The sequence below is a fragment of the Pigmentiphaga sp. CHJ604 genome, from assembly GCF_036972535.1.
Classification (GTDB): Bacteria; Pseudomonadota; Gammaproteobacteria; order Burkholderiales; family Burkholderiaceae_B; genus Pigmentiphaga; species Pigmentiphaga daeguensis.
The window spans coordinates 3,159,308-3,177,162 of the sequence record NZ_CP136998.1 but is presented as its reverse complement, the minus strand read 5'-3'; the positions used below and the strand labels follow the sequence as shown (position 1 = coordinate 3,177,162).

At 65.8% G+C, this 17,855-nt stretch carries 21 protein-coding genes and 3 pseudogenes; 1 reads left to right on the top strand and 23 read right to left on the bottom strand.

The genetic code is table 11. The annotated features are described in order from the left end of the window. Positions 1 to 80: 80 nt before the first annotated feature. From R4823_RS15310 to merT, 15 genes and pseudogenes are all read right to left on the bottom strand, one after another. On the bottom strand, positions 81 to 386 hold the full coding sequence (locus tag R4823_RS15310; protein ID WP_011804740.1) for a hypothetical protein: 306 nt from the start codon (positions 384 to 386) through the stop codon (positions 81 to 83). A gap of 89 nt (positions 387 to 475) precedes the next feature. Beyond that, entirely contained in the window at positions 476 to 796 is a 321-nt protein-coding gene (locus tag R4823_RS15305) for a hypothetical protein (RefSeq protein WP_003098896.1), read from the bottom strand. A 50-nt stretch (positions 797 to 846) separates the two neighbouring features. After that, positions 847 to 1,980, bottom strand: a complete 1,134-nt coding sequence (locus tag R4823_RS15300) for a DUF6094 domain-containing protein (protein ID WP_254917107.1) — start codon at positions 1,978 to 1,980, stop codon at positions 847 to 849. Positions 1,981 to 2,020: 40 nt separating this feature from the next. Then, positions 2,021 to 2,668 (bottom strand): hypothetical protein, encoded by a 648-nt coding sequence (locus R4823_RS15295; RefSeq protein ID WP_003098901.1) that lies wholly within the window; start codon positions 2,666 to 2,668, stop codon positions 2,021 to 2,023. Between the two features lie 76 nt (positions 2,669 to 2,744). Further along, the gene (locus R4823_RS15290; protein WP_003098905.1) at positions 2,745 to 3,005 is read right to left on the bottom strand and encodes a hypothetical protein; all 261 of its coding nucleotides are present in this window, start codon (positions 3,003 to 3,005) and stop codon (positions 2,745 to 2,747) included. A gap of 16 nt (positions 3,006 to 3,021) precedes the next feature. Beyond that, a complete protein-coding gene (locus R4823_RS15285) occupies positions 3,022 to 3,429 on the bottom strand; it encodes a hypothetical protein (protein ID WP_011804742.1) in 408 nt (135 codons plus the stop codon). 106 nt (positions 3,430 to 3,535) lie between these two features. Continuing rightward, positions 3,536 to 3,877 carry a hypothetical protein gene (locus R4823_RS15280; RefSeq protein ID WP_023108442.1) on the bottom strand — a complete coding sequence of 114 codons (342 nt, stop codon included), beginning with the start codon at positions 3,875 to 3,877 and terminating at the stop codon, positions 3,536 to 3,538. A 92-nt stretch (positions 3,878 to 3,969) separates the two neighbouring features. After that, complete coding sequence (locus tag R4823_RS15275) at positions 3,970 to 4,659, bottom strand: DUF3275 family protein (protein ID WP_011804693.1); 690 nt, start codon at positions 4,657 to 4,659, stop codon at positions 3,970 to 3,972. Between the two features lie 56 nt (positions 4,660 to 4,715). After that, positions 4,716 to 5,645, bottom strand: coding sequence for a DUF3577 domain-containing protein (locus R4823_RS15270; RefSeq protein ID WP_011804694.1), 930 nt, complete (start codon positions 5,643 to 5,645; stop codon positions 4,716 to 4,718). Between the two features lie 310 nt (positions 5,646 to 5,955). Further along, a pseudogene (locus R4823_RS15265) lies at positions 5,956 to 6,406 on the bottom strand (XF1762 family protein). Between the two features lie 141 nt (positions 6,407 to 6,547). Beyond that, positions 6,548 to 6,844, bottom strand: a pseudogene (locus tag R4823_RS15260) (DUF3085 domain-containing protein); the annotation flags it as partial. Positions 6,845 to 6,877: 33 nt separating this feature from the next. Further along, positions 6,878 to 7,869, bottom strand: a pseudogene (locus R4823_RS15255) (Tn3 family transposase); the annotation flags it as partial. 24 nt (positions 7,870 to 7,893) lie between these two features. Then, on the bottom strand, positions 7,894 to 9,582 hold the full coding sequence (gene merA / locus R4823_RS15250) for a mercury(II) reductase (protein WP_003098932.1): 1,689 nt from the start codon (positions 9,580 to 9,582) through the stop codon (positions 7,894 to 7,896). Between the two features lie 10 nt (positions 9,583 to 9,592). Then, positions 9,593 to 9,880 carry a mercury resistance system periplasmic binding protein MerP gene (gene merP, locus R4823_RS15245; protein ID WP_003116826.1) on the bottom strand — a complete coding sequence of 96 codons (288 nt, stop codon included), beginning with the start codon at positions 9,878 to 9,880 and terminating at the stop codon, positions 9,593 to 9,595. A gap of 12 nt (positions 9,881 to 9,892) precedes the next feature. Next, positions 9,893 to 10,243 carry a mercuric ion transporter MerT gene (merT, locus tag R4823_RS15240; protein WP_011804695.1) on the bottom strand — a complete coding sequence of 117 codons (351 nt, stop codon included), beginning with the start codon at positions 10,241 to 10,243 and terminating at the stop codon, positions 9,893 to 9,895. A gap of 71 nt (positions 10,244 to 10,314) precedes the next feature. Between merT and merR the strand changes: the two genes are divergently transcribed. Continuing rightward, positions 10,315 to 10,722, top strand: a complete 408-nt coding sequence (gene merR / locus R4823_RS15235) for an Hg(II)-responsive transcriptional regulator (RefSeq protein ID WP_003098939.1) — start codon at positions 10,315 to 10,317, stop codon at positions 10,720 to 10,722. Positions 10,723 to 10,983: 261 nt separating this feature from the next. On the opposite strand, the gene R4823_RS15230 is transcribed toward merR, so the two are convergent. The 8 genes from R4823_RS15230 to R4823_RS15195 all read right to left on the bottom strand — a co-directional run bounded on the left by R4823_RS15230 (position 10,984) and on the right by R4823_RS15195 (position 17,543). Further along, on the bottom strand, positions 10,984 to 11,808 hold the full coding sequence (locus R4823_RS15230) for a hypothetical protein (protein ID WP_003098941.1): 825 nt from the start codon (positions 11,806 to 11,808) through the stop codon (positions 10,984 to 10,986). A 288-nt stretch (positions 11,809 to 12,096) separates the two neighbouring features. After that, positions 12,097 to 12,375, bottom strand: a complete 279-nt coding sequence (locus R4823_RS15225) for a hypothetical protein (protein WP_003116828.1) — start codon at positions 12,373 to 12,375, stop codon at positions 12,097 to 12,099. 97 nt (positions 12,376 to 12,472) lie between these two features. After that, positions 12,473 to 13,210, bottom strand: coding sequence for a hypothetical protein (locus R4823_RS15220; protein ID WP_003116829.1), 738 nt, complete (start codon positions 13,208 to 13,210; stop codon positions 12,473 to 12,475). A gap of 83 nt (positions 13,211 to 13,293) precedes the next feature. Next, positions 13,294 to 13,980, bottom strand: coding sequence for a hypothetical protein (locus tag R4823_RS15215; RefSeq protein ID WP_003116830.1), 687 nt, complete (start codon positions 13,978 to 13,980; stop codon positions 13,294 to 13,296). 182 nt (positions 13,981 to 14,162) lie between these two features. Continuing rightward, positions 14,163 to 14,555 carry a hypothetical protein gene (locus tag R4823_RS15210; protein WP_003050375.1) on the bottom strand — a complete coding sequence of 131 codons (393 nt, stop codon included), beginning with the start codon at positions 14,553 to 14,555 and terminating at the stop codon, positions 14,163 to 14,165. 21 nt (positions 14,556 to 14,576) lie between these two features. Next, positions 14,577 to 14,798 carry a hypothetical protein gene (locus R4823_RS15205; RefSeq protein ID WP_003120032.1) on the bottom strand — a complete coding sequence of 74 codons (222 nt, stop codon included), beginning with the start codon at positions 14,796 to 14,798 and terminating at the stop codon, positions 14,577 to 14,579. Positions 14,799 to 15,131: 333 nt separating this feature from the next. Further along, complete coding sequence (locus R4823_RS15200; RefSeq protein ID WP_023108433.1) at positions 15,132 to 15,689, bottom strand: hypothetical protein; 558 nt, start codon at positions 15,687 to 15,689, stop codon at positions 15,132 to 15,134. 243 nt (positions 15,690 to 15,932) lie between these two features. After that, positions 15,933 to 17,543: a DNA cytosine methyltransferase gene (locus R4823_RS15195; RefSeq protein WP_024763864.1), complete on the bottom strand. Its 1,611-nt coding sequence runs from the start codon at positions 17,541 to 17,543 to the stop codon at positions 15,933 to 15,935. Positions 17,544 to 17,855: the final 312 nt, after the last annotated feature.

Sequence of the window (17,855 nt, the reverse complement as noted above, 5' to 3'; positions counted from 1 at the left end):
CCCCGTGGTGGGAAGTACATCGGCGCGCGGCCGAAGGTGGTTGAAGATGCTGGCCTGAGTGGCCTGCGGGTGAACCGTGCTCAGTCTTCGGACGGCAGCACGATGGCGGTGACACTGCGCCCCGCATCGGTGATGATGCGAATGGCGAGTCCCGGGTGGATCACATAGTGCGATTCCAGCGACGCGCCCGATTGAAGTGCAACGCCGTTGGCGTGCCATTGGTAGACGTTGACGTCACCCCAGTCGCCACGGGTGTGGCGCCTGAAGTACGGAATCGGGTCCAGGCGACCCGCGCGGACAAGGCGATCAATGCCTCGGCTGAAGATGAGCGCCCCGATGGGGAACGCCAGCCTCTGGCAGTAGGTTTCGATGCGATGCGATGCCATGGGCTCCTCCTTGAAAGGCTATTGAGCCACGACACCCCTGGCGGAGTGAAGTGGCTCCGTCAAGTGGATGGGATGACGAGGCGGCGCCTTCAGATCAGGTCGCGCTCTTCGGGAAGCTGGACCACCGTGGTCTGGTGGTCTTCGCTGGTCTTCACGAGCAACACCAGTTCCGGCGTGATCCGGTACTGGGAGATCATCAGGTTGTCCTGTTGGATTGCGACGTCGTTGGCTTGGCGGGTGGCCTCATCGATCTCGCCCCAGTCCCCGCGCACATGGCGCTGGACATAGGCCAAGGGGTCGATCAGGCCTCGCCGAGCCAGCCAATGCACCTTCTCGCTCAACTTCAACGTACTCGGTGCGAACAAGGGTTGCTTGCGCGGCGCAGGCCGCTTGAATGGATTGGGGAACATGGTGTTTCTCCTTCGAGGTGGTACAGCAGGACGGCAGCGCGTCCGGTGGATCAGCGGATGGTCAACACCTCGCCCCGTGTCGGGGAGCCAGGCGTCATGTCCCACGCGCGGATGACAGGCACGAACTTGTCGGTGAGGATGCGTGTCTCGGCGATGGAGCCGTCTTCGCGTTCGGTGAATTCCCGCTGGAGCGTCTTGTCCTTGTGGGTGTCACCTTTGACGACGAGCACGCGCCCCGTCTGGGAGCGCACGACGCCGGAGATCGCGCCCGCGGCCAGAGCCAGGGCGAGATGCCAGTGGGACAAGGCCCGCGCCGGTGGACGCAGCGACTGCTGCGCGGTCCCCAAGTGCGTGTCCAGCGACGGCCAAAGGCCTTGCAGCCGGCCAACCTCGTCGGCGAACTGTTCGGGCTCCATCGTCACGCGGAAGAAATGCTCCGGCTCGGCCGGACTGGCGGGGACGATGTACGGCAGGAACGGCCATTCGCTCGGCAGTTCCTCGGCTTCGACTTCGCCAAGCCCAACCTGCAGCAGCAGATTGCGCACGGCCTTGACGCCATCGGGTGCCAGCTCCCGCTGACGGACCCGGCGGCCGAAGATCACCACCTGCTTGAACTGCGTTTCCACCGCTCGGTAGATACGCAGATCGGTGTAGTGGCGCGTCAACCAGCCGACCAGCTCCGCGTCGAGCACGTAGCCGGGGACGATGAAGACCAGCACGCCGCCGTATTGCAACAGCGACAGCGAACGCTGATAGAACAGCTTTTCGAGGCGGGCACGGCCCTGGCCCTGATAGCCGATGTTGCCGTTGACGTCCTTGGACAGGTCGCCATACGGTGGATTCAGCCACAGTAGTCCGAAGGACTGCTTGGAGATCATCGTGTCCATCAGGTCCGCGTGCAGGCAGTGATCGACCAGGCCGCGGGCATGGCGCGCCCGCTCGGCGTCGAATTCGACGGCGAACGCCTTGGTCTGTTCGCGCCCGAGGGCATGAGAGGCTTCGGCGATTGCCACGCCTTCACCGGCGCAGGGATCGAGGATGCACATCGGCCCGTCGCTGGGCATCAGTGCGTTGAGGGCTCTTTCGAGCGTGGGTTCGTCGGTCGGGTAGTACCCATTTTTGGCGAAATTGCGGGCGAGCCGCGGGAACATGAGAGCCATGGAAGTCTCCTGGTTGGCGGGGATGAATGACGGAAGCACGCCAAGGCGTGCCTCCGAGGGTGGGTCAAGCCGCTACCGCTTCCGGCGTCCAAATCTTGGCCGGATAGGGATAGGCGGTGAGCGCGTCACTGCGGATCAGGGAGCCCAGCGCCAAGCTCAGCGCCGGCACGTCGATGGCGAGCCGATGGCCTTCCAGCGGCCCGAGGGCGAACGGAAGGCGGGCCAGCATCTCGCGGCTTTGCAGCAGTTCCAGCACGGTCTCGCGCCAGTGGTCGAGCAGCGGCAACGGGCAGGTGTCCCGCACCAGCATCCACAGGCGGTCAAGCCGGTGGGCGCTGTCACGTGGCAGCAGTGCCAATGCGCTGGCGTTGGCCTTGTCGGGCTTGACGCAGCGCCGGTCGAACAGCCACACGTTGGACAGCGAACCGAACAGCGTTCGCCGGTAGGCGCGCGTGATGCGCTTTTCCAGGCGATCGACGTTGCCGATGAATACCGGGACGCTGCCGCCCTGGTCGGTGATGACGTGGAACTGGTCCAGTCCCTGCTCGTCGCGCCCGAGGGTCAGGCGTGCAAGGAACTGCTGGACGGCGGTGTCCCGCGCCCAGATGGACAGGAAGATCAGGTTGCCCTGGTCATCGCCGACGCAGGCGTCGGCCATCACGTCCGGGCATTCGTCGATGCGGTACAGCGTGGAAGAAGTGTTTGCGGGCATGGTGGTGTCCTCGGATGAACGGGAACAGCACCGCCCGCTGGGGCAAGTACTGCCCCAGGGGGTGGAAGAAAACCGCTCAGTCCGGCTCGAACTGTTGGGTGTGCGGATTGAAGTGAAGCGCCTCGTCCACCGCGGTGATCGGCGTGAAGCCGTCCAGGTAGATGTTGTTGAGGTACTGGTCGCGGTAGGTCAGCGCCTGCCGTGCCTGCTCCTCGGTGAGGCCGTTGTCGATGAAGTACCCCAGCATTTCCTCGTCGGAGGAAACTTCGTCGTTGGACAAACTGCCTTCAACGAGCTTCAACAGCGAGAGCGGGAGTGCAGCCAGGATCGGGTCCATGTCGGTTCCTCCTGGCTCAGGCCAACAGCGCCGCGGCGGGTGCCGTGACAGCCGTGGGTGTGCGCCGCCGGGCGTGGTAGGCGCGAACGCCTGCACGCCAGTCGGCGGACTGCTCCGGTGCGAGGTCCAGATAGGACAGCGGGCACGAGTAATAGTACGGATGCATGGACTCTTCCAGCGGCTTGTAGCCCCACTGGTTGCCGCTGCGTTCCAGCAGATCGCAGCGGATGTAGCGCAGGGACTGGCCCGGCGCGAGATCACGATGCACACCTTCGACCTTGGCGGTCAGTTCGACCACGGACCACAGCACGTTGCCGCGCAATGCGTGAGCGATAACCTTCGCGCTGACGCGCTCGGTCTGCTGTGGTGCGATCAGTTCCGCGATCAGTTCAGACCGCGATTGGGGAGAGAAATACCAGCCCATGAGAGGCCTCCTCGAAAAGTTGAGCTGGAGGCCTCCCCGTGGGGAAGAACCCCCAGTGGGTGATGGAATGCCGCAGGTGCAGCGAAGGAAAACCTATGCCTTGGCCTTAGTCCCAGTCGTCATCGTCGCGATCACAACCGGCCGGGCAGCAGCCGAACTCGATCCCATGCGAGCAATAGCCATGCTCCGCATTCCAGTCCTGGGTTTCCTGCCGTTCGGCAGGTGTTGCGTAGTCCCATTCCTGGGCCGCGATTTCGAGAGCCTGAGCACGTTGCTCATCCGGCAAACGATTGGCCTGTGCGTCGATCGCCGAACTGAAGAGCGTCACGTAGTGGTCGTAGGACAAGCCGCAACCGCGCTGGGCGTGTGCGGCGGCCGCCTTGCAGAGTTCCCGCCACGCGGGTTCATCCAACGTTGAACGCGGGGTATCGCAAGCGATGGTGAACATAATGGGGACCTCCAGAAAATGGCCAGGGCCTCCCCCGCATGGGGAAGGAACCCCGGCAGGTGGATGAAGAACACCGCGCATGCGGCGTCTGCTCACGCAGCTTGTGGTTCGGCCTGGCGGCTCCACTCCTGCGTCTTGAAGTCCAGCGCGTAGCCCAGCTCGCCCAGGCGGGCGATCTGCGCGCGCAGGGTGCGGCGGTCGATGGTCGAATCCAGTTTCACGGACTCGCCCAGCGGCCACAGCAGGCCGAACAGCGCGGCGTCACCGTCTTCGGTGCTGCCGGGGGCAGCGGCCGCAGCAGGCGGTGGCGCATCCACGCCGAAGGGCGTGGTATCGACCAGCGGGTCCGCGGACGCCTGCACGGGTGCGGGCTTGGCAGGCCTGGATGCCTTGGCGGGCTTGGCCGGCGTTGCCGCAGGCTGCGCCCCTTGCTCTTCATCGAGCGGATCGACGTCCTGGGTGGCGAAGCTGCGGGCTTCGTCGCGGCTCAGTTTGTCGATGCCATTGAGCGTCATCCCGTCGAGGCTGGCGCGGATCTCGAACCGCATGCCGCCCCCGACCGGGTAGGACTTCGGAAAGATGTAGCGGATCACAAACTCCCCGTCGTATTTCCCTTCGGGGTACTGCTCCAGTTCCGGGTCTTTGACCTCGAACGTACCGAGGTGCGTCGCGAGGCGGCCGACCGTGAACGGGCCGTTCTTGCCGCGAATGGTGCGCAGCGTGAGCTGGCCGGGGACGACGATGGGCGCGACCGATTTCTCGGGTGCCGGTGTGGCTGCCATGATGGTTCTCCTTGAAGAATAGGAAAAAGCAAGGCCCCGTGAGGGGCCATGCCGGATCAGAACGAAGCAGCCAATGCCGGCTCCTGCTCCTCGACTTGCGCCTCGGGCTCGCGCTCGGCGGGCTCGGCAGGCTGGTCTGCAGCGGGGTCGGCAGCAGTGTCGATGGCTTCGTCGGCTTCGGACGCGGATGCGTCTTCGGCCGGCGACGCCTCGGCTTGCGCCTGGCTCGTCGGATAGACCTGGGTACCGTCGATCTTGATGAGACCGATGTGGACCAGCGTCGATTCCAGGCTTGCGGCCGGTTCCCCGGCGTGCTCGCCCTTGGTGCGGATGTACGGATCGATCTTCATGTCGTTCAGACGGAAGGCGATCAGGACCTTACGGTCCCCCTCGATGGCCTGGACGCACCGGCGAGCCAGATGCTCGGCTTCCGGGGTGGCGACGATGATGTCGAAGTACCGATACTCCGGTTCATCGACAGGCCCGGCCAGTGCTGCGACCGTGCAAGAGAGGAACGAGTCGCCAGCCTTCGGGGTGACGTCCTTCACACGATTGAGATAGCCGATGCCGCGGGTGATCAGCTCGTGCTGCTCGATCGAAGCCAGTTCGGCCCGGTCGATCAGTTCGGCCTTGAGCAGTCGCGCCTTGAGGGACGCGGCGGCCTGACCCTTCTGCTCACCCTTGTCGCGGATGTACGCATCGCCCCACAGGTCACCGAGGCGAAAGCGCACCAGCGGGCGCTGCTTGGGATCGTCAACGCCGATGTAGCGCTGAACGAGCTTCTTGGCCTCGGCTCCCGAGACCTTGACGTCGAAGTAGCGGTAGCTGGGGTCCCGGGCGGGGCCGACCAGCGCGGCGATGGTGCAAGCCAGGAAAGGCTGCGCACGGCGGCCGCCCCGGACGGGCACTTCACGGACACGCTGGATGTAGCCGATGCCCGAGGTGTGGAGGTCGAAATACGATTTCTCGTTGGACGTGGTGTTCATGGTGAATCTCCATTGGGATGAAGCGGAGACACACCGGCCCACGCATGCGGGGAAGGTGCGTGACCCCGCGGTGGGTTGATAAGGCGAAAGCATCCGCCACCAGAGGCTGGTGGCCGCTCGCGGAAGGATGCGGTGCGAGCTGGCTCGGTCACGCAGTGGGAACTGCGCCGCAACCTCGAAGACCGATGGTTGCCTGGCATGTCGCTGACGACGTCAGCAGGCATGGGGCCAGCATGGCGGGGCCTCGCGCGCGCGGCAGCAATCAATCGGCACCCGGGCGCTTCCCTTTGTCCGCGCCACCCGGCGCCTGTCACAGGCACTTGGCGCCGCGCAGGTGCTCGGGGGTATCGGCGCGCGGACGGCCGGGACGGCTCCAGGCGCCGCCACCGCGCGCGCCGATCAGCCGCCAGCCGGCGGCGCGCAGGCTGGCGCCACCTTCGTCGGGCATGGTGTAGGTGAGCAGGCGTATGTAGCCCAGCGCCCTTGCCGCCTGCCAGGCCGCGCCGTAGAGCTTGCTGCAGGCGCTGGGTGTGCCGTCGGTGCACAGCCGCGTGACTTCCAGCGTCCAGGTGCCGCGCGACCGGGCGGCCGACAATGGCCACGCCGTGGATCAGGTCGCTGTCGCTCAGCGTGACGGCCAGGGCGAACTTCGCGCCCTGGACCGGGCGGTGGTGGCGATGGTGCGACAGAACGAATGCATTGGCCGTGCGCAGCGACACCGGTAGGAGGTGCAGCCTCGGCGAGGTCGATGGCGTGTTCATGCGGTTGTCTCCGGTGGCATGCCGGCGTTGTGGCCGGCGGGGCGTGCCTCGGCGGCTGGAGACAAACGCGCACGCGCGGCGATGGCGGCGGTGCGAACAAAAGAAGGCCCCCGATGCGGGGGCTGCGAGGCGGTTGCCGCGTCAGGCGGGAGGCACCACTGCTAAGGACAGGTGCGTGGCGGTGGCGGAAAGCACGAGATCGTCCGCCGAGTGCTGGAGGCGCGTGAACAGGCCGTCCTTCGGGTCGAAATACTCCGCGAAGTCATCGCCGCCCAGCTCGCGGCCGGCGAGGTGCCACCAGTCATCGAACGGGTCGGTGTCCGGGTTGCATCCGACGGCGTAGGCGAGCAGTGCCTGGCGCCCATCCGGGCGACGCTCCTCACGCTCGGCGAGGAAGTACACGCCCTGATCCTTGACCAGGACAATGCGGCACTGATTGGGGACGTCTCAGAAAACGGAAAAAATCGTACGCTAAGCCGGTTGCAGCGGTCGTAGCGGCCTGAACTTGCCCGCGCCGATCTTGGCGCTGCTGCGCCAGAGGTAATCGCCGGTCAGGTTGATGTGCTCCCAGCCCAGCGGCGACAGGTACTGCAACAGGGCGTCATCGACAGTCTGGCCGTGACCGCGTAAGGCGTTTGAGGCCCGTTCCAGATAGACCGTGTTCCACAACACTATGGCCGCCGTCACCAGGTTGAGGCCGCTGGCCCGGTAGCGCTGCTGCTCGAAACTGCGGTCGCGGATTTCGCCCAGCCGGTTGAAGAACACGGCGCGGGCTAGCGCGTTGCGGGCTTCGCCCTTGTTCAGTCCGGCATGCACGCGGCGGCGCAGCTCGACGCTTTGCAGCCAGTCCAGGATGAACAGCGTTCGCTCGATGCGGCCCAGCTCGCGCAGCGCCACGGCCAGGCCGTTCTGGCGCGGGTAGCTGCCGAGTTTCCTGAGCATCAGCGAGGCCGTCACCGTGCCCTGCTTGATCGAGGTGGCCAGCCGCACCTTGGCGTTGATCGCCTTGCCGGACGCCTGGAACTGCTGCTGATGCTTGTGCTTGGCAGCGTTGAACAGCTTGCCCAGGATGCGGTCGTGCAGGTCGATGATTTCGTCGGTGACGGTGGCCATGCCCTCGATGGCGAGCGCACCAGGGTCGCGTAGCGGCGCTGTGCCTCGAACTTGGCCAGATCGGCGGGCGTCATCTGGCCGCCTTCGCGGGCGATCTTGAGCAGGCGGTTCTGGTGCACCGACCGCTCGATGCCGGAAGGCAGGTCGAGCGCCTGCCAGGCTTTGAGGCGCTCGATGTGTTCGAGTATGTGGCGCGAGTTCGGCTTGACGGGCGACTGGCGCAGCCAGGCCAGCCAGGTCGTCTTGCCGTTGTCGTGGCGCTTGAGCAGATCGTCGAGGCGGTGCCGGTGGGTGGCCGACAGGGGATCGGACAAGGCCGCGTAGATGCGGCGGTTGGCGCGGCTGTAGGCGTTCATCGAACACCTCCCTTTTCCTCATCCGGCGCAACAGGACAGTTGCTTCACGTCCTTGTTGAAGGTCTGCGCCGCGAGCTTCAGTCCCTCGACCATGGTCAGGTAGGGGAACAACTGGTCGGCCAGCTCCTGCACGGTCATCCGGTGGCGGATCGCCAGCGCGGCCGTCTGGATCAGTTCGCCCGCTTCCGGCGCGACCGCCTGTACGCCGATCAGCCGCCCTGAGCCAGCTTCCGCCACCAGCTTGATGAAGCCGCGCGTGTCGAAGTTGGCGAGCGCCCTCGGCACGTTGTCGAGCGTCAGCAGCCGGCTGTCGGTCTCGATGCCGTCGTGGTGCGCTTCCGCCTCGCTGTAGCCCACGGTCGCCACCTGCGGATCGGTGAACACCACCGCCGGCATCGCCGTCAGGTCCAGCGCCGCGTCGCCGCCGGTCATGTTGATCGCGGCGCGCGTGCCGGCCGCCGCCGCCACATAGACGAACTGCGGCTGGTCGGTGCAGTCGCCGGCAGCAAAGATGTGCGGTGCGCTCGTGCGCATGGCGCGGTCGATGACGATGGCTCCCTGCGCATTGACTTCGACGCCTGCCGCTTCAAGGTTCAGGCTGCGCGTGTTCGGCGCGCGACCGGTGGCGACCAGCAGCTTGTCGGCGCGCACTTCCCCCTGCCCGGTGGTGAGCACGAATTCCCCGCCCGCATAGGCAACGTGGCTCGCCTGGGTGTGGTCCAGCACCTCGATGCCCTCGGCGCGGAAGGCGTCTGTTACGGCTTCCCCGATGGCCGGGTCTTCTCGGAAGAACAGCGTGCTGCGCGCCAGGATCGTGACCTGGCTGCCCAGCCGGGCGAAGGCTTGCGCCAACTCGACCGCCACCACGGAGGAACCAATCACGGCCAGCCGCTCGGGGAGCGAGCTGCTTTCCAGCGCCTCGGTGGAGGTCCAGTGGGGTGTGTCCGCAAGGCCCGGGATTGGCGGAAGCGCCGGGCTCGCGCCGGTGGCAATCAGGCAGCGGTCGAAGTTCACCTCGTGCGTGCCGCCGTCAGCGGTCGCCACGGTCAGCGTGCGCGTGTCCCTGAACCGGGCCTCGCCGCGCAGCACGGTGATGGCCGGAGTGCTTGCCAGGATGCCTTCGTACTTGGCATGGCGCAGCTCCTCGACGCGGCCTTGTTGCTGGGCCAGCAGCCGCTCGCGCAGTACAGCGGGCGCTGCGGCCGGCAGGCCAGCATCGAACGGGCTTTCGCGGCGCAGGTGGACGATGTGCGCGGCGCGGATCATGATCTTGGACGGCACGCAGCCGACATTGACGCAGGTGCCGCCGATGGTGCCGCGCTCGATCAGCGTGACGCGGGCGCCTTGCTCCACGGCCTTCAAGGCAGCCGCCATCGCCGCGCCGCCGCTGCCTATCACAGCCACGTGCAGCGCTTGTTCACCGCCAACATGCTTCGTTTCGCCACCGAGCCAGCCCAGCGCCTTGTCTAGCAGGCCGGCAGGCTTGTTCGGCGTGTCGGTAAGCCGTGCGCGATAGCCGAGCGTGGCCACTGCGGCAACCAGCGGGGCCACGCTCACGCCTGCATCCGCCTCGATTTCGGCCTGCCGCTGCGGATAGGACACCGAGGCCGCGCGCACGCCGGGCACGTTCGTCAAAGCCTGCTGGACGTGCTCGGCGCACGACGTGCAGGTCATGCCTTCGATGTGGAGGGTGATCGCCTCGGCCATGATTACGCCCTCACTGCTTGACGCTGGACGGGTAACCCGCGTTTGCGGTGGCCTTGGTCAAGGCGTCGGCATTGGTCTTGGCCTCGTCGAAGGTGACGACGGCCTCCCGCTTCTCGAAGCTGACTTCGGCCTTCTCGACGCCGGCGACCTTGGACAGAGCCGTCTTGACCGTGATCGGGCACGCGGCGCAGGTCATGCCGGGCACCGACAGGGTGACGGTCTTGGTGGCAGCCCAGGCGGGCGCGCTTAGAGCGGCGGCCAGGGCGATGAGGGTGGTGAGGGTGGTGAGTTTCTTCATGGTGATCTCCTTTCAGTAGAACAGCGGCAGGACGTAGGGAAACGCGAGGGCAACCAGAACCAGGGCGGCCACGATCCAGAAGATCACCTTGTAGGCAGTCCGCACTTGGGGCACAGCGCAAACGTCGCCGGGCTTGCAGGCATGGGCTGGTCGGAAGATGCTGCGCCAGGCGAAGAACAGCGCGATGAGCGCTGCGCCGATGAAGATCGGCCGATACGGCTCCAGCACGGTCAGGTTGCCGATCCACGCGCCAGAGAAGCCGAGCGCGACCAGGACAAGGGGGCCGAGGCAGCAGGCCGAGGCGAGGACGGCCGCGACGCCGCCGGTCGCCAGTGCGCCGCGGCCGTTCTTGGGTTCCGACATAAGGTTCTCCTTCCGGGACTTCGCTTGATGCTGTAACGTTACTTCCGTAGTCAACTACGGAGTCAAGCGCCATGGAGAACGCTCAAGAGAATCTGACCATCGGGGCCTTCGCCAAGGCAGCCCGGGTCAACGTGGAGACGATCCGCTTCTATCAGCTCAAGGGCTTGCTACCCCAGCCGGAGCGGCCCTACGGTCGCATCCGCCGCTACGGGCAGGCGGACGTGGCGCGGGTGAAGTTCGTGAAGTCAGCCCAGCGCCTGGGATTCAGCCTGGATGAAGTCGGCCAGCTCCTGAAACTGGAGGACGGCACCCATTGCAGCGAGGCGGCCGAACTGGCTGCTCACCGGCTGGCCGATGTGCGCGCACGCATGGCGGACCTCACGCGGATGGAAGAGGCCCTGTCGACGCTAGTGAGAGAGTGCAACGCGCACCATGGCAATGTTTCCTGCCCGTTGATCGCAGCTTTGCATTGCTGCTAAAGGGCCCACTTCGGCTCTTAGCGTACGATTTTTTTCCGTTTTCTGAGACGACCCCTGATTGGCGATGGCTTCGGTCAGCACGGGGCGCAGGTCAGCGCCTTTGAATCGCAGTGACATGGATGAAATCTCCTGTGTGGAAGAATGAGAAAGGCCTCCATCCGATGGGATGAAGGGCCTGTAGTGCACGCGGCCGGAACGGCTGGAACGCCGTGGCGGATGCCTCGGGTCAGCCGCAGGACCGCCTGGTTTCGCTGCGGGGCGTCATGCCGGGACGGCCTGGCGCTTGCGGGCCGCTTTCGCGTCGAGGATGCTCACGTCGATCTGGCGCCAGCGCCCGTCGTCGATGAGCCTCTCCAGCACTTCGCCGAGCATGTCGAAATACACCTCGTCGTGCCGATCGACCAGTTCGACCGATTCACCGTTCTGACGGTGCAGTTCCACCACGTAGGTGTCTCCGCCGCGGTCGTAGAGGATCGTCACCCGGCCCTCGAACTTCGCGGTCGAGACCGTGAAGCTGATCGCCGGCGGGGTCTCGATGATCTTGGAGGGCGTGGGATCGACCCAGGTGAAGTCGCGGGCACCGGCATCCACCAGCATGTGGGTGATGCGCCGGAAGCGATCGGGGGCCGGCATCTCCTCCAACTGCTCGATGAGCTGGCCCAACTCCATGCACTGCGGCGTGGGAATGGGCAGCTTGGCCGGCGCCGAGCCGAGGATGTGCCTCGTGATGGTGTACGGCGTGCCGTCCGAAGTCTCCTCGGTGATGACCTCCGGCGTGTCCGCGCGCAGTCCGTCGAAGCGACGACGGGCATAGGGTTGGACATGCACCTTGGCGCCTTCGGCAGGAACCGTGGTCACCAGGCTGGGATCGAGCACCGCGAACTCGGAAGGCTTGAGCTTGACGACGATGGCATCGTCGGTCGCGGCGACCACCTTGCCGTCGAAGGGTTGGGGGTCGATGGCGAAGCCCAGCGTTGAGGACAGCGGCTGATCATCGAACACGCGGTACTTGAACGACCGCACGTTGCGGGGCACATGGCCTGCGACCAGCGAAGGCATCATGGATTTGATGAGGGAACGATCCATGGGGAAACTCCTTGAGGAAAAACAAGGGATTCCCCGCCCGCAAGGGAGAGGTCCCTTGTGGGTGGCGTGGATGGACGCGGTAGGTCCGTAGGAAGAAACGACCAGCACGGTTTCCCGCGCTTGCAGCCTCGAAGGTCTCGACTGCCTGGGCATGTGCCGGCAACGCCGACGAACATGGGGCAAGCATGGCCCTGGGGCGGTCTGCCTGCCCGCAGGAAACGGCACCGCACCACAACCGTTTTCCTGTGCTGCGGGCAAGAAAAAGCCCCTCGAAAGGGGCTGGAGGAATCAGGCTTGGTACACGAAGTAGTGCTCGCGCTGACGCGGAAAGAACACGTGTTTCCACGTGTCGCCGCTTGTGTTGCCACCGTCGAAGACGACCATTTCGTAGTCGTCCACGTCGGTGTCCACCAGGTCGGCGCTGGCGATATGGCGCATGTGCAGCGTGCCGCTCATGCGCTCGAATACCAGGATCTGGCCGATGGCATCTTCCTGGCTCATGGCGTTGACGCAGGCTCCGAGTTGGTGCTCGAAGTCGGATGCGGGTGTGATGAGGTCGGGGAACATGGGATCGCTCCTGTGAAAGTGCGCCGGCCCGGCTCTCTGGCGGGAGACCGGGCCGGCATGCGGTGAGGACAAGGAAGGCCGGGGATGTGTGTGGCAGCTATTCGCCGGCCAGCGATAGGCCCGGCAACACGGGTGCGTCGGCATCGAGGATGAGGATGCGCACGTCGGCCTGGCCGGCCAGTTCAAGGATCTGTGCCAGCTCGTCCGGCATGCCCTTGCTGCGGTGCTCCTGCCGAAGCTGCTCGGCGGCGATCCCCTCGACGTCCTGCAGGTGCTGGTCCGTCCAGGGCGTGGAGATCAGCTTGACGCCGATCGCCGGGCTGTAGGGAATCCGGAACGCGATGAACAAAAAGGCCTCCGGCGTCGCGAGGTCAGCCAGGTTGGCCAGGTACTGGCCGGTTTCGCGGCTGATGTGCGCGCTGCTGATTTCCCAGCACCGGCTGTAGTAGCCGGTCTCGAAGCTCAACCGCTGCACGACTTCCCGTGCGGCCTCGGCCGAATAGGTGTCGCCAATGTGGACGGGGCGGCCGTCGAAGTCGTCGCCGTGGATCGCGTACACCACGGCACCCACCATGCCTTCGCCGCTGCCCCCTTCAGCCGCGTCGCATTCGGCGATCAGTGCGGCGCCGACAGGTTCGGTGCCAGTCCTGACCACCGCGAAGTCGCTGGTGATGATGCAAGGAGAAGAAACCAGCGCCGCGTCGCAGAGGTGCTGCTGGCTCGGGTGGATGTTTCGCCAGACATGCGGGCTTCCGTCCTCGTAGCTGATGGACAGCGTGCGGACGATTTTCAGATTCCAGTAGCCGCGTAGAAAGGGATTGGGATTCTGGGACATGGGATTTCTCCAACAGAATAATGATGGAGCAAATCCCCGCCACCGGGAATTGACCCCGGTGGGTGGAAAGAAAGGAAACAGCGTCAGGTGACGCTGATCGTTGGCGTTTGGGCCAATCGCTCGGCGACGCGCCGGCGCAAATTCATGCGGAATGGCTCGTCGCTGACGCCCGCCAGCAGATTGATGGTCTCCAGCGCGATCAGGGCCGAAGCCTCTTCGATGTCGGCGGCCACAATGGTCTTGCGCAATTGGTCGCCGAGCTGGAGGGCCTGGGAGGAGGAGCTGATGAAGCGGACCTCGCGGCTCAGGTAGCAGCCGTTGCCGCCGAACTCGAACAGCCGCGGCTTGCTGCAGTACCAGCAGCCCTCGAACTGGATGGCGGTCAGGTGGTGCCCGTCATCGAACCGGGTGGCGATCAGAAACAATGCGTCGAGATCGGCGGTGTCCTCGAACGAATGACGGTCGATCAAGTTCCCCAGCTCTTCGTCCTCATCGGCACGGAAGTGCACGGCGAGCAGTTCGAGCAGCGGCGGGATCGACAGCCCTTCGTCGTCCGGCATCGGAATACCGAGTTGCGTGGCCAGGTCTTCCAGGCCATCGAGCACGTCCGGCCATTGCGGATTGGTGGTCTCGGCGATCTGGGCGATGTAGGCCTGCCCGTTGCCGGGGTGGCTCTCGTCCAGCGCGAAGGCGCCGAACAGCGCCTGGATGACGGGCGTCACACGGTCGAGCACGAGAACGCCGGTGGCTTCGTAGTAGTTGTTGGCCATGAAGGCTCCTTTCGATGAATGAACGGAGCCAGCCCTTGCGGACGATGGCATCCGCAGGGGAAACCGCCTGATGCCGGATGGCGCTGGGCGGGGAGAAAACGCGAGGGACATGGCCTCGAACGAGGCGCATGTCCCTCATGGGGTCCCGTGAACGCAGTGATGAAGGTGTGCCAGGGACCGGCTCACCAACCGCTGTAGTTCAGCAGCAGGTCGGCGATCACCTGGCGACGTGGCAGATCGAGGCCGTCGAAGTCCGACAACCCGTTGAAGTGGCAGCGCTTGAGCATGGCACCGCCCTCGCGCGCGTTGTAGAAGCTGACCATCGCGGACAGGAACATGCGTTCCCCGCTGCTCAGGACGCCGAGGGCGTCGTTGAGGCGCAGCATGTCGGGACGCAGATCCCACTTGCTCTTGGCCTGGTTCAGACCTTCACGGGTGCCATCGCCAAACCATTGCGGGCCGGCGATCTCGACACCACGCTTCCATGCCTCGAAAAAGGCTTGGGGCGCGGCGCTGAAATGCCGTTCTTCCCGAACGATCTGATCGACGACTTCCTGTGGCAGTAGCTGGTTCATGACGTGATTCCTCCAGTTGGATCAGGGAATGGCGAGCTGGGACCAGCCGCCTCTTTCGAGGGCACGTTGAGCCGCGGCATGGCTGCGGAAGTACTCACGAGATTCCCGCGAGACGGGACCTTCGGTATCGCGCGTGCCGATGTAGTGGCCGGCGGCGCTGTGCAGGACTTCGAGCGGCAGGAACTTGCCGCAGTAGGTCAAGGCCAATTGACCGAATCGGCCGAAAGAGGCTTGCTGGGACATGGATGGGCTCCTTGGAAAAGCGGGGCCCTGTCCCTCACGGGATGGCAGCTCCCGCACGCGGTTGAAAAAATGCATCAGCGTCTTGGGGACGCGCGTCCGCGCAATGGATGCGATGCGGACTGGTGGGTTGCGCGGAGAGAACCCCGCGGCAGCCTGAAACCCTGGCTGCTGGCATGTGCTGACGAATCAGCGAACATGCGGACAGCTTCGTGAGGGTGCCGCGCCACGTCAGTTGGAAATCGGCATCTGGTCCAGCCCCGATTGATGTGCGCAGGGACAAAGAAAAGCCCCGCAACGAGTGCGGGGCGGTCATGACGGTGCGGTGAGGCTGGATCAGCGGGGCTTGTCGCCCAGGACATGCTGCTTCCAGATGGCGAATGCCTCGTCCGCTGGCAGCTCGGCCAGGATGACGATGGGCTGGTCCTGTCGGCTGCGCAGCTTTGCGAAATATGCCGCGCGTTCGGCAATGGCCTTGAGCTTGATGCCCTTGAGGAACAGCAGCCGGCCGTCCTTGATGAACAGCACCTTGTTGCCGATGTCGCGGTTGAACGCGGTGCGCAGCTTGCGCTCTGCGTGCATGGCATCGGCCAACTGGTCCACGAGGAAGTCGAGCGTCATGTCGATGAGAAGTGGCTCGTCGTCCTCGCGCTCGACGTCGAGCGATGCCGGCGGCAGGCTCTTGGCAAATTCCTCGGCTTGGGCCAGCAGCGCGGCCTGGCCTTGCAACGCGCGCACGAACGTCGAGCCGCCGTGTCCGTCATTGCGGGCTTCGGCGATGGGCCTGCCGTCGAACATGACGGTGGCGGTGAAGCACAGCGTTTCCTCGCTCGCGAAATCCGCGACCTTGAGGTTCTTGAGCGTGATGCGGTCTTGTCGGGTGATGGTGTCCATGGAAAGTCCTGATATCGACCGGGTTGACGACACGCCCCTGACGGGACGCGGCATACATCCCGTGGGTTGGAGGAAGGTGGCATCGATGCCCGGTGGGCAGCGTTCGCCGGAGAGATGCCGGGGCGAACTGGCGGGTGGCGTGGGAGGAACCCACGGCAGCCTTGACACCCTGGCTGCTGGCTGTTGCCGATGCGTCGGCAATGCAGGAGGGAGGATCACGCGGCCCGCCGGCCGCGTCGTGCATCAATCCGAAGCGCTCGATCCCGTCTTGTGCAGGCACTGCACCAGCCGCTGGCCCAGCCACGCGACGCACGGCACGGCCATGGAGTTGCCGATCGCCTTGTAGCGCGGCGCGTCGGCGGAGGGCCTGCCGCGGTACGGCACCAGCGTGTAGTCGTCGGGCATGCCTTGAAGCCGCTCGCATTCGACCGGCATCAGCCGACGCACCCGCCACTGCGACCAGTCGCCCGGACCGGGGTTATTCCAGTCGTAGCGGAAATGTGCCTCGAAGTCCGGTGCCAGCACATGGGGCTTGTCGGCACCGCCGCTGCTGGTGCGCAGCGCGGTCGAGACGCCATCGCCCAGTTCAGCGGCCAGGCCTTCGGTGCGACCGCGCAGCGCCACGCCGATCACCATCGGCCGGCCTTGGCCCGGCTTGCCGCCACCCGTGGAGAGCGTCCCGGCAAGCTGGCCGTGGCCGGATTCCAGCCGCAGCTCGCCGCGCGAGTTCTGCGCGAACGCGATGGCCGGCACCACGCCGGCGTTCGCGTGGCTGAGGCGATGTCTGCCGGCACGCAGCGTCGGTGCATGGTTCGTCGTCGCATCCGCCCCGCAGCCCTGTGCGGTGAAGGCAATGATCGGCACACCCTTGCCGGTGCCGTCCTCGCTGCAGCCCTTGCCGCCGTTGGCGGTGCTGAGCGTGTGGCTGATGCTGCCCGCGATGGACTGCGCCACGAAGGTCTCGACCTCGAAGTCGTTCTTCGGGCCGGGCGCCGCGGTCAGGCAGGCCGCGACGTCGATGGGTCCTGCGGTGTTGCCCCCGCCGAATCCGAACGTCACCGTGGCCTTGCCGTAGGGCTGCTTCAGTCCTGCATATCCCGAGTACCAGCCTGCTGCCGCAGCGCCCGATCCAGCAGCGCCGGCAGCGTCTTGCCACGGCGCGAAGCCCGGCGAAGAATCCCCGCGCAGGCCTGGGCGCTCAAAAAGTACCTCGGCGGGATCGACGCCACCTCCACCACTTGCCACAAGAAACACGCGACGGCGCCGTTGGGCGACGCCGAAATATTGAGCATCGAGCAAGCGCCAGGCGATGCGGCGCCGGGGTCCAGACACACAACCTGCGTGCGCCCATTTTTGCCCTGGCGGTTCGAGCGCACGGCTTTCGCCGGCCAGTGCGCCCAGGAAGTGTCCGAAGGCGTTGCTGCAGTCGCTGAGGACGCCGGGGACGTTTTCCCAGACGAGCGTTGCCGGCGGGCGGCGGTCTTGGCGGCGGGTTTGGTCGATGGCATTTGCAAGCTCCACATAGGCAAGGGTCAGGGCGCCGCGCGGGTCAGCCAGGCCACGGCGGGCGCCGGCCACGCTGAACGACTGGCACGGCGTGCCGCCGACCAGGAGGTCTGGCGCGGGCACGGTGCCGGCGCGGACCTGGCGGGCGATCGTGGTCATGTCGCCCTGGTTGGGCACGAGGGGGTTACGGTGGGCGAGCACGGCGCTCGGGAACGGCTCGATCTCGGCGAACCACGCGGCTTCGAGGCCGAGCGGTTGCCAAGCGAGGCTCACGGCCTCGATGCCGCTGCAGACGCTGCCGTAGAGCAGCGGCGTGTTGCGTGGCGGTGCGCAAAGTTTCGGGTGCATGTCGGTCTCCTGTTCGTATGGCGCAGGGCCATCGCCCTGGCCGGGGCGTTGAAAGGCAGGAGAAAGGCGCCGAAGGCCCCAGGGGCCTTCGGCTCGGGAGGAAAGAAGAACCACCCGTGGGCTGATTGGCAGGCCCGGTCGTCGCTAGAACCGTCTGCTCATCCAGCAATCACACCCGGCCCATGTCGTGGCTGGGGCCGGCATCGTCTGGCGCACATCCGCGCACAAAGGGAGCCCGTTTTTGCGCCGGCGGGCACCGGCACCGAATACCGCTGACCACGAAGGGTCTCCGGGTGGCTCGCACAGGCAAGC

Excerpts from the sequence above, each read along its gene's own strand:
- R4823_RS15275 (WP_011804693.1), bottom strand. The coding sequence starts at position 4,659 with ATGGCAGCCACACCGGCACCCGAGAAATCGGTCGCGCCCATCGTCGTC.
- merP (WP_003116826.1), bottom strand. The coding sequence starts at position 9,880 with ATGAAGAAACTCACCACCCTCACCACCCTCATCGCCCTGGCCGCCGCT.
- R4823_RS15210 (WP_003050375.1), bottom strand. The coding sequence starts at position 14,555 with ATGAACCAGCTACTGCCACAGGAAGTCGTCGATCAGATCGTTCGGGAA.
- R4823_RS15225 (WP_003116828.1), bottom strand. The coding sequence starts at position 12,375 with ATGTTCCCCGACCTCATCACACCCGCATCCGACTTCGAGCACCAACTC.
- R4823_RS15280 (WP_023108442.1), bottom strand. The coding sequence starts at position 3,877 with ATGTTCACCATCGCTTGCGATACCCCGCGTTCAACGTTGGATGAACCC.
- R4823_RS15285 (WP_011804742.1), bottom strand. The coding sequence starts at position 3,429 with ATGGGCTGGTATTTCTCTCCCCAATCGCGGTCTGAACTGATCGCGGAA.
- R4823_RS15305 (WP_003098896.1), bottom strand. The coding sequence starts at position 796 with ATGTTCCCCAATCCATTCAAGCGGCCTGCGCCGCGCAAGCAACCCTTG.
- R4823_RS15230 (WP_003098941.1), bottom strand. The coding sequence starts at position 11,808 with ATGGATCGTTCCCTCATCAAATCCATGATGCCTTCGCTGGTCGCAGGC.
- R4823_RS15295 (WP_003098901.1), bottom strand. The coding sequence starts at position 2,668 with ATGCCCGCAAACACTTCTTCCACGCTGTACCGCATCGACGAATGCCCG.
- R4823_RS15310 (WP_011804740.1), bottom strand. The coding sequence starts at position 386 with ATGGCATCGCATCGCATCGAAACCTACTGCCAGAGGCTGGCGTTCCCC.
- R4823_RS15220 (WP_003116829.1), bottom strand. The coding sequence starts at position 13,210 with ATGTCCCAGAATCCCAATCCCTTTCTACGCGGCTACTGGAATCTGAAA.
- R4823_RS15290 (WP_003098905.1), bottom strand. The coding sequence starts at position 3,005 with ATGGACCCGATCCTGGCTGCACTCCCGCTCTCGCTGTTGAAGCTCGTT.
- R4823_RS15205 (WP_003120032.1), bottom strand. The coding sequence starts at position 14,798 with ATGTCCCAGCAAGCCTCTTTCGGCCGATTCGGTCAATTGGCCTTGACC.
- merA (WP_003098932.1), bottom strand. The coding sequence starts at position 9,582 with ATGGCCGAGGCGATCACCCTCCACATCGAAGGCATGACCTGCACGTCG.
- merT (WP_011804695.1), bottom strand. The coding sequence starts at position 10,243 with ATGTCGGAACCCAAGAACGGCCGCGGCGCACTGGCGACCGGCGGCGTC.
- R4823_RS15195 (WP_024763864.1), bottom strand. The coding sequence starts at position 17,543 with ATGCACCCGAAACTTTGCGCACCGCCACGCAACACGCCGCTGCTCTAC.
- R4823_RS15270 (WP_011804694.1), bottom strand. The coding sequence starts at position 5,645 with ATGAACACCACGTCCAACGAGAAATCGTATTTCGACCTCCACACCTCG.
- R4823_RS15200 (WP_023108433.1), bottom strand. The coding sequence starts at position 15,689 with ATGGACACCATCACCCGACAAGACCGCATCACGCTCAAGAACCTCAAG.
- R4823_RS15215 (WP_003116830.1), bottom strand. The coding sequence starts at position 13,980 with ATGGCCAACAACTACTACGAAGCCACCGGCGTTCTCGTGCTCGACCGT.
- merR (WP_003098939.1), top strand. The coding sequence starts at position 10,315 with ATGGAGAACGCTCAAGAGAATCTGACCATCGGGGCCTTCGCCAAGGCA.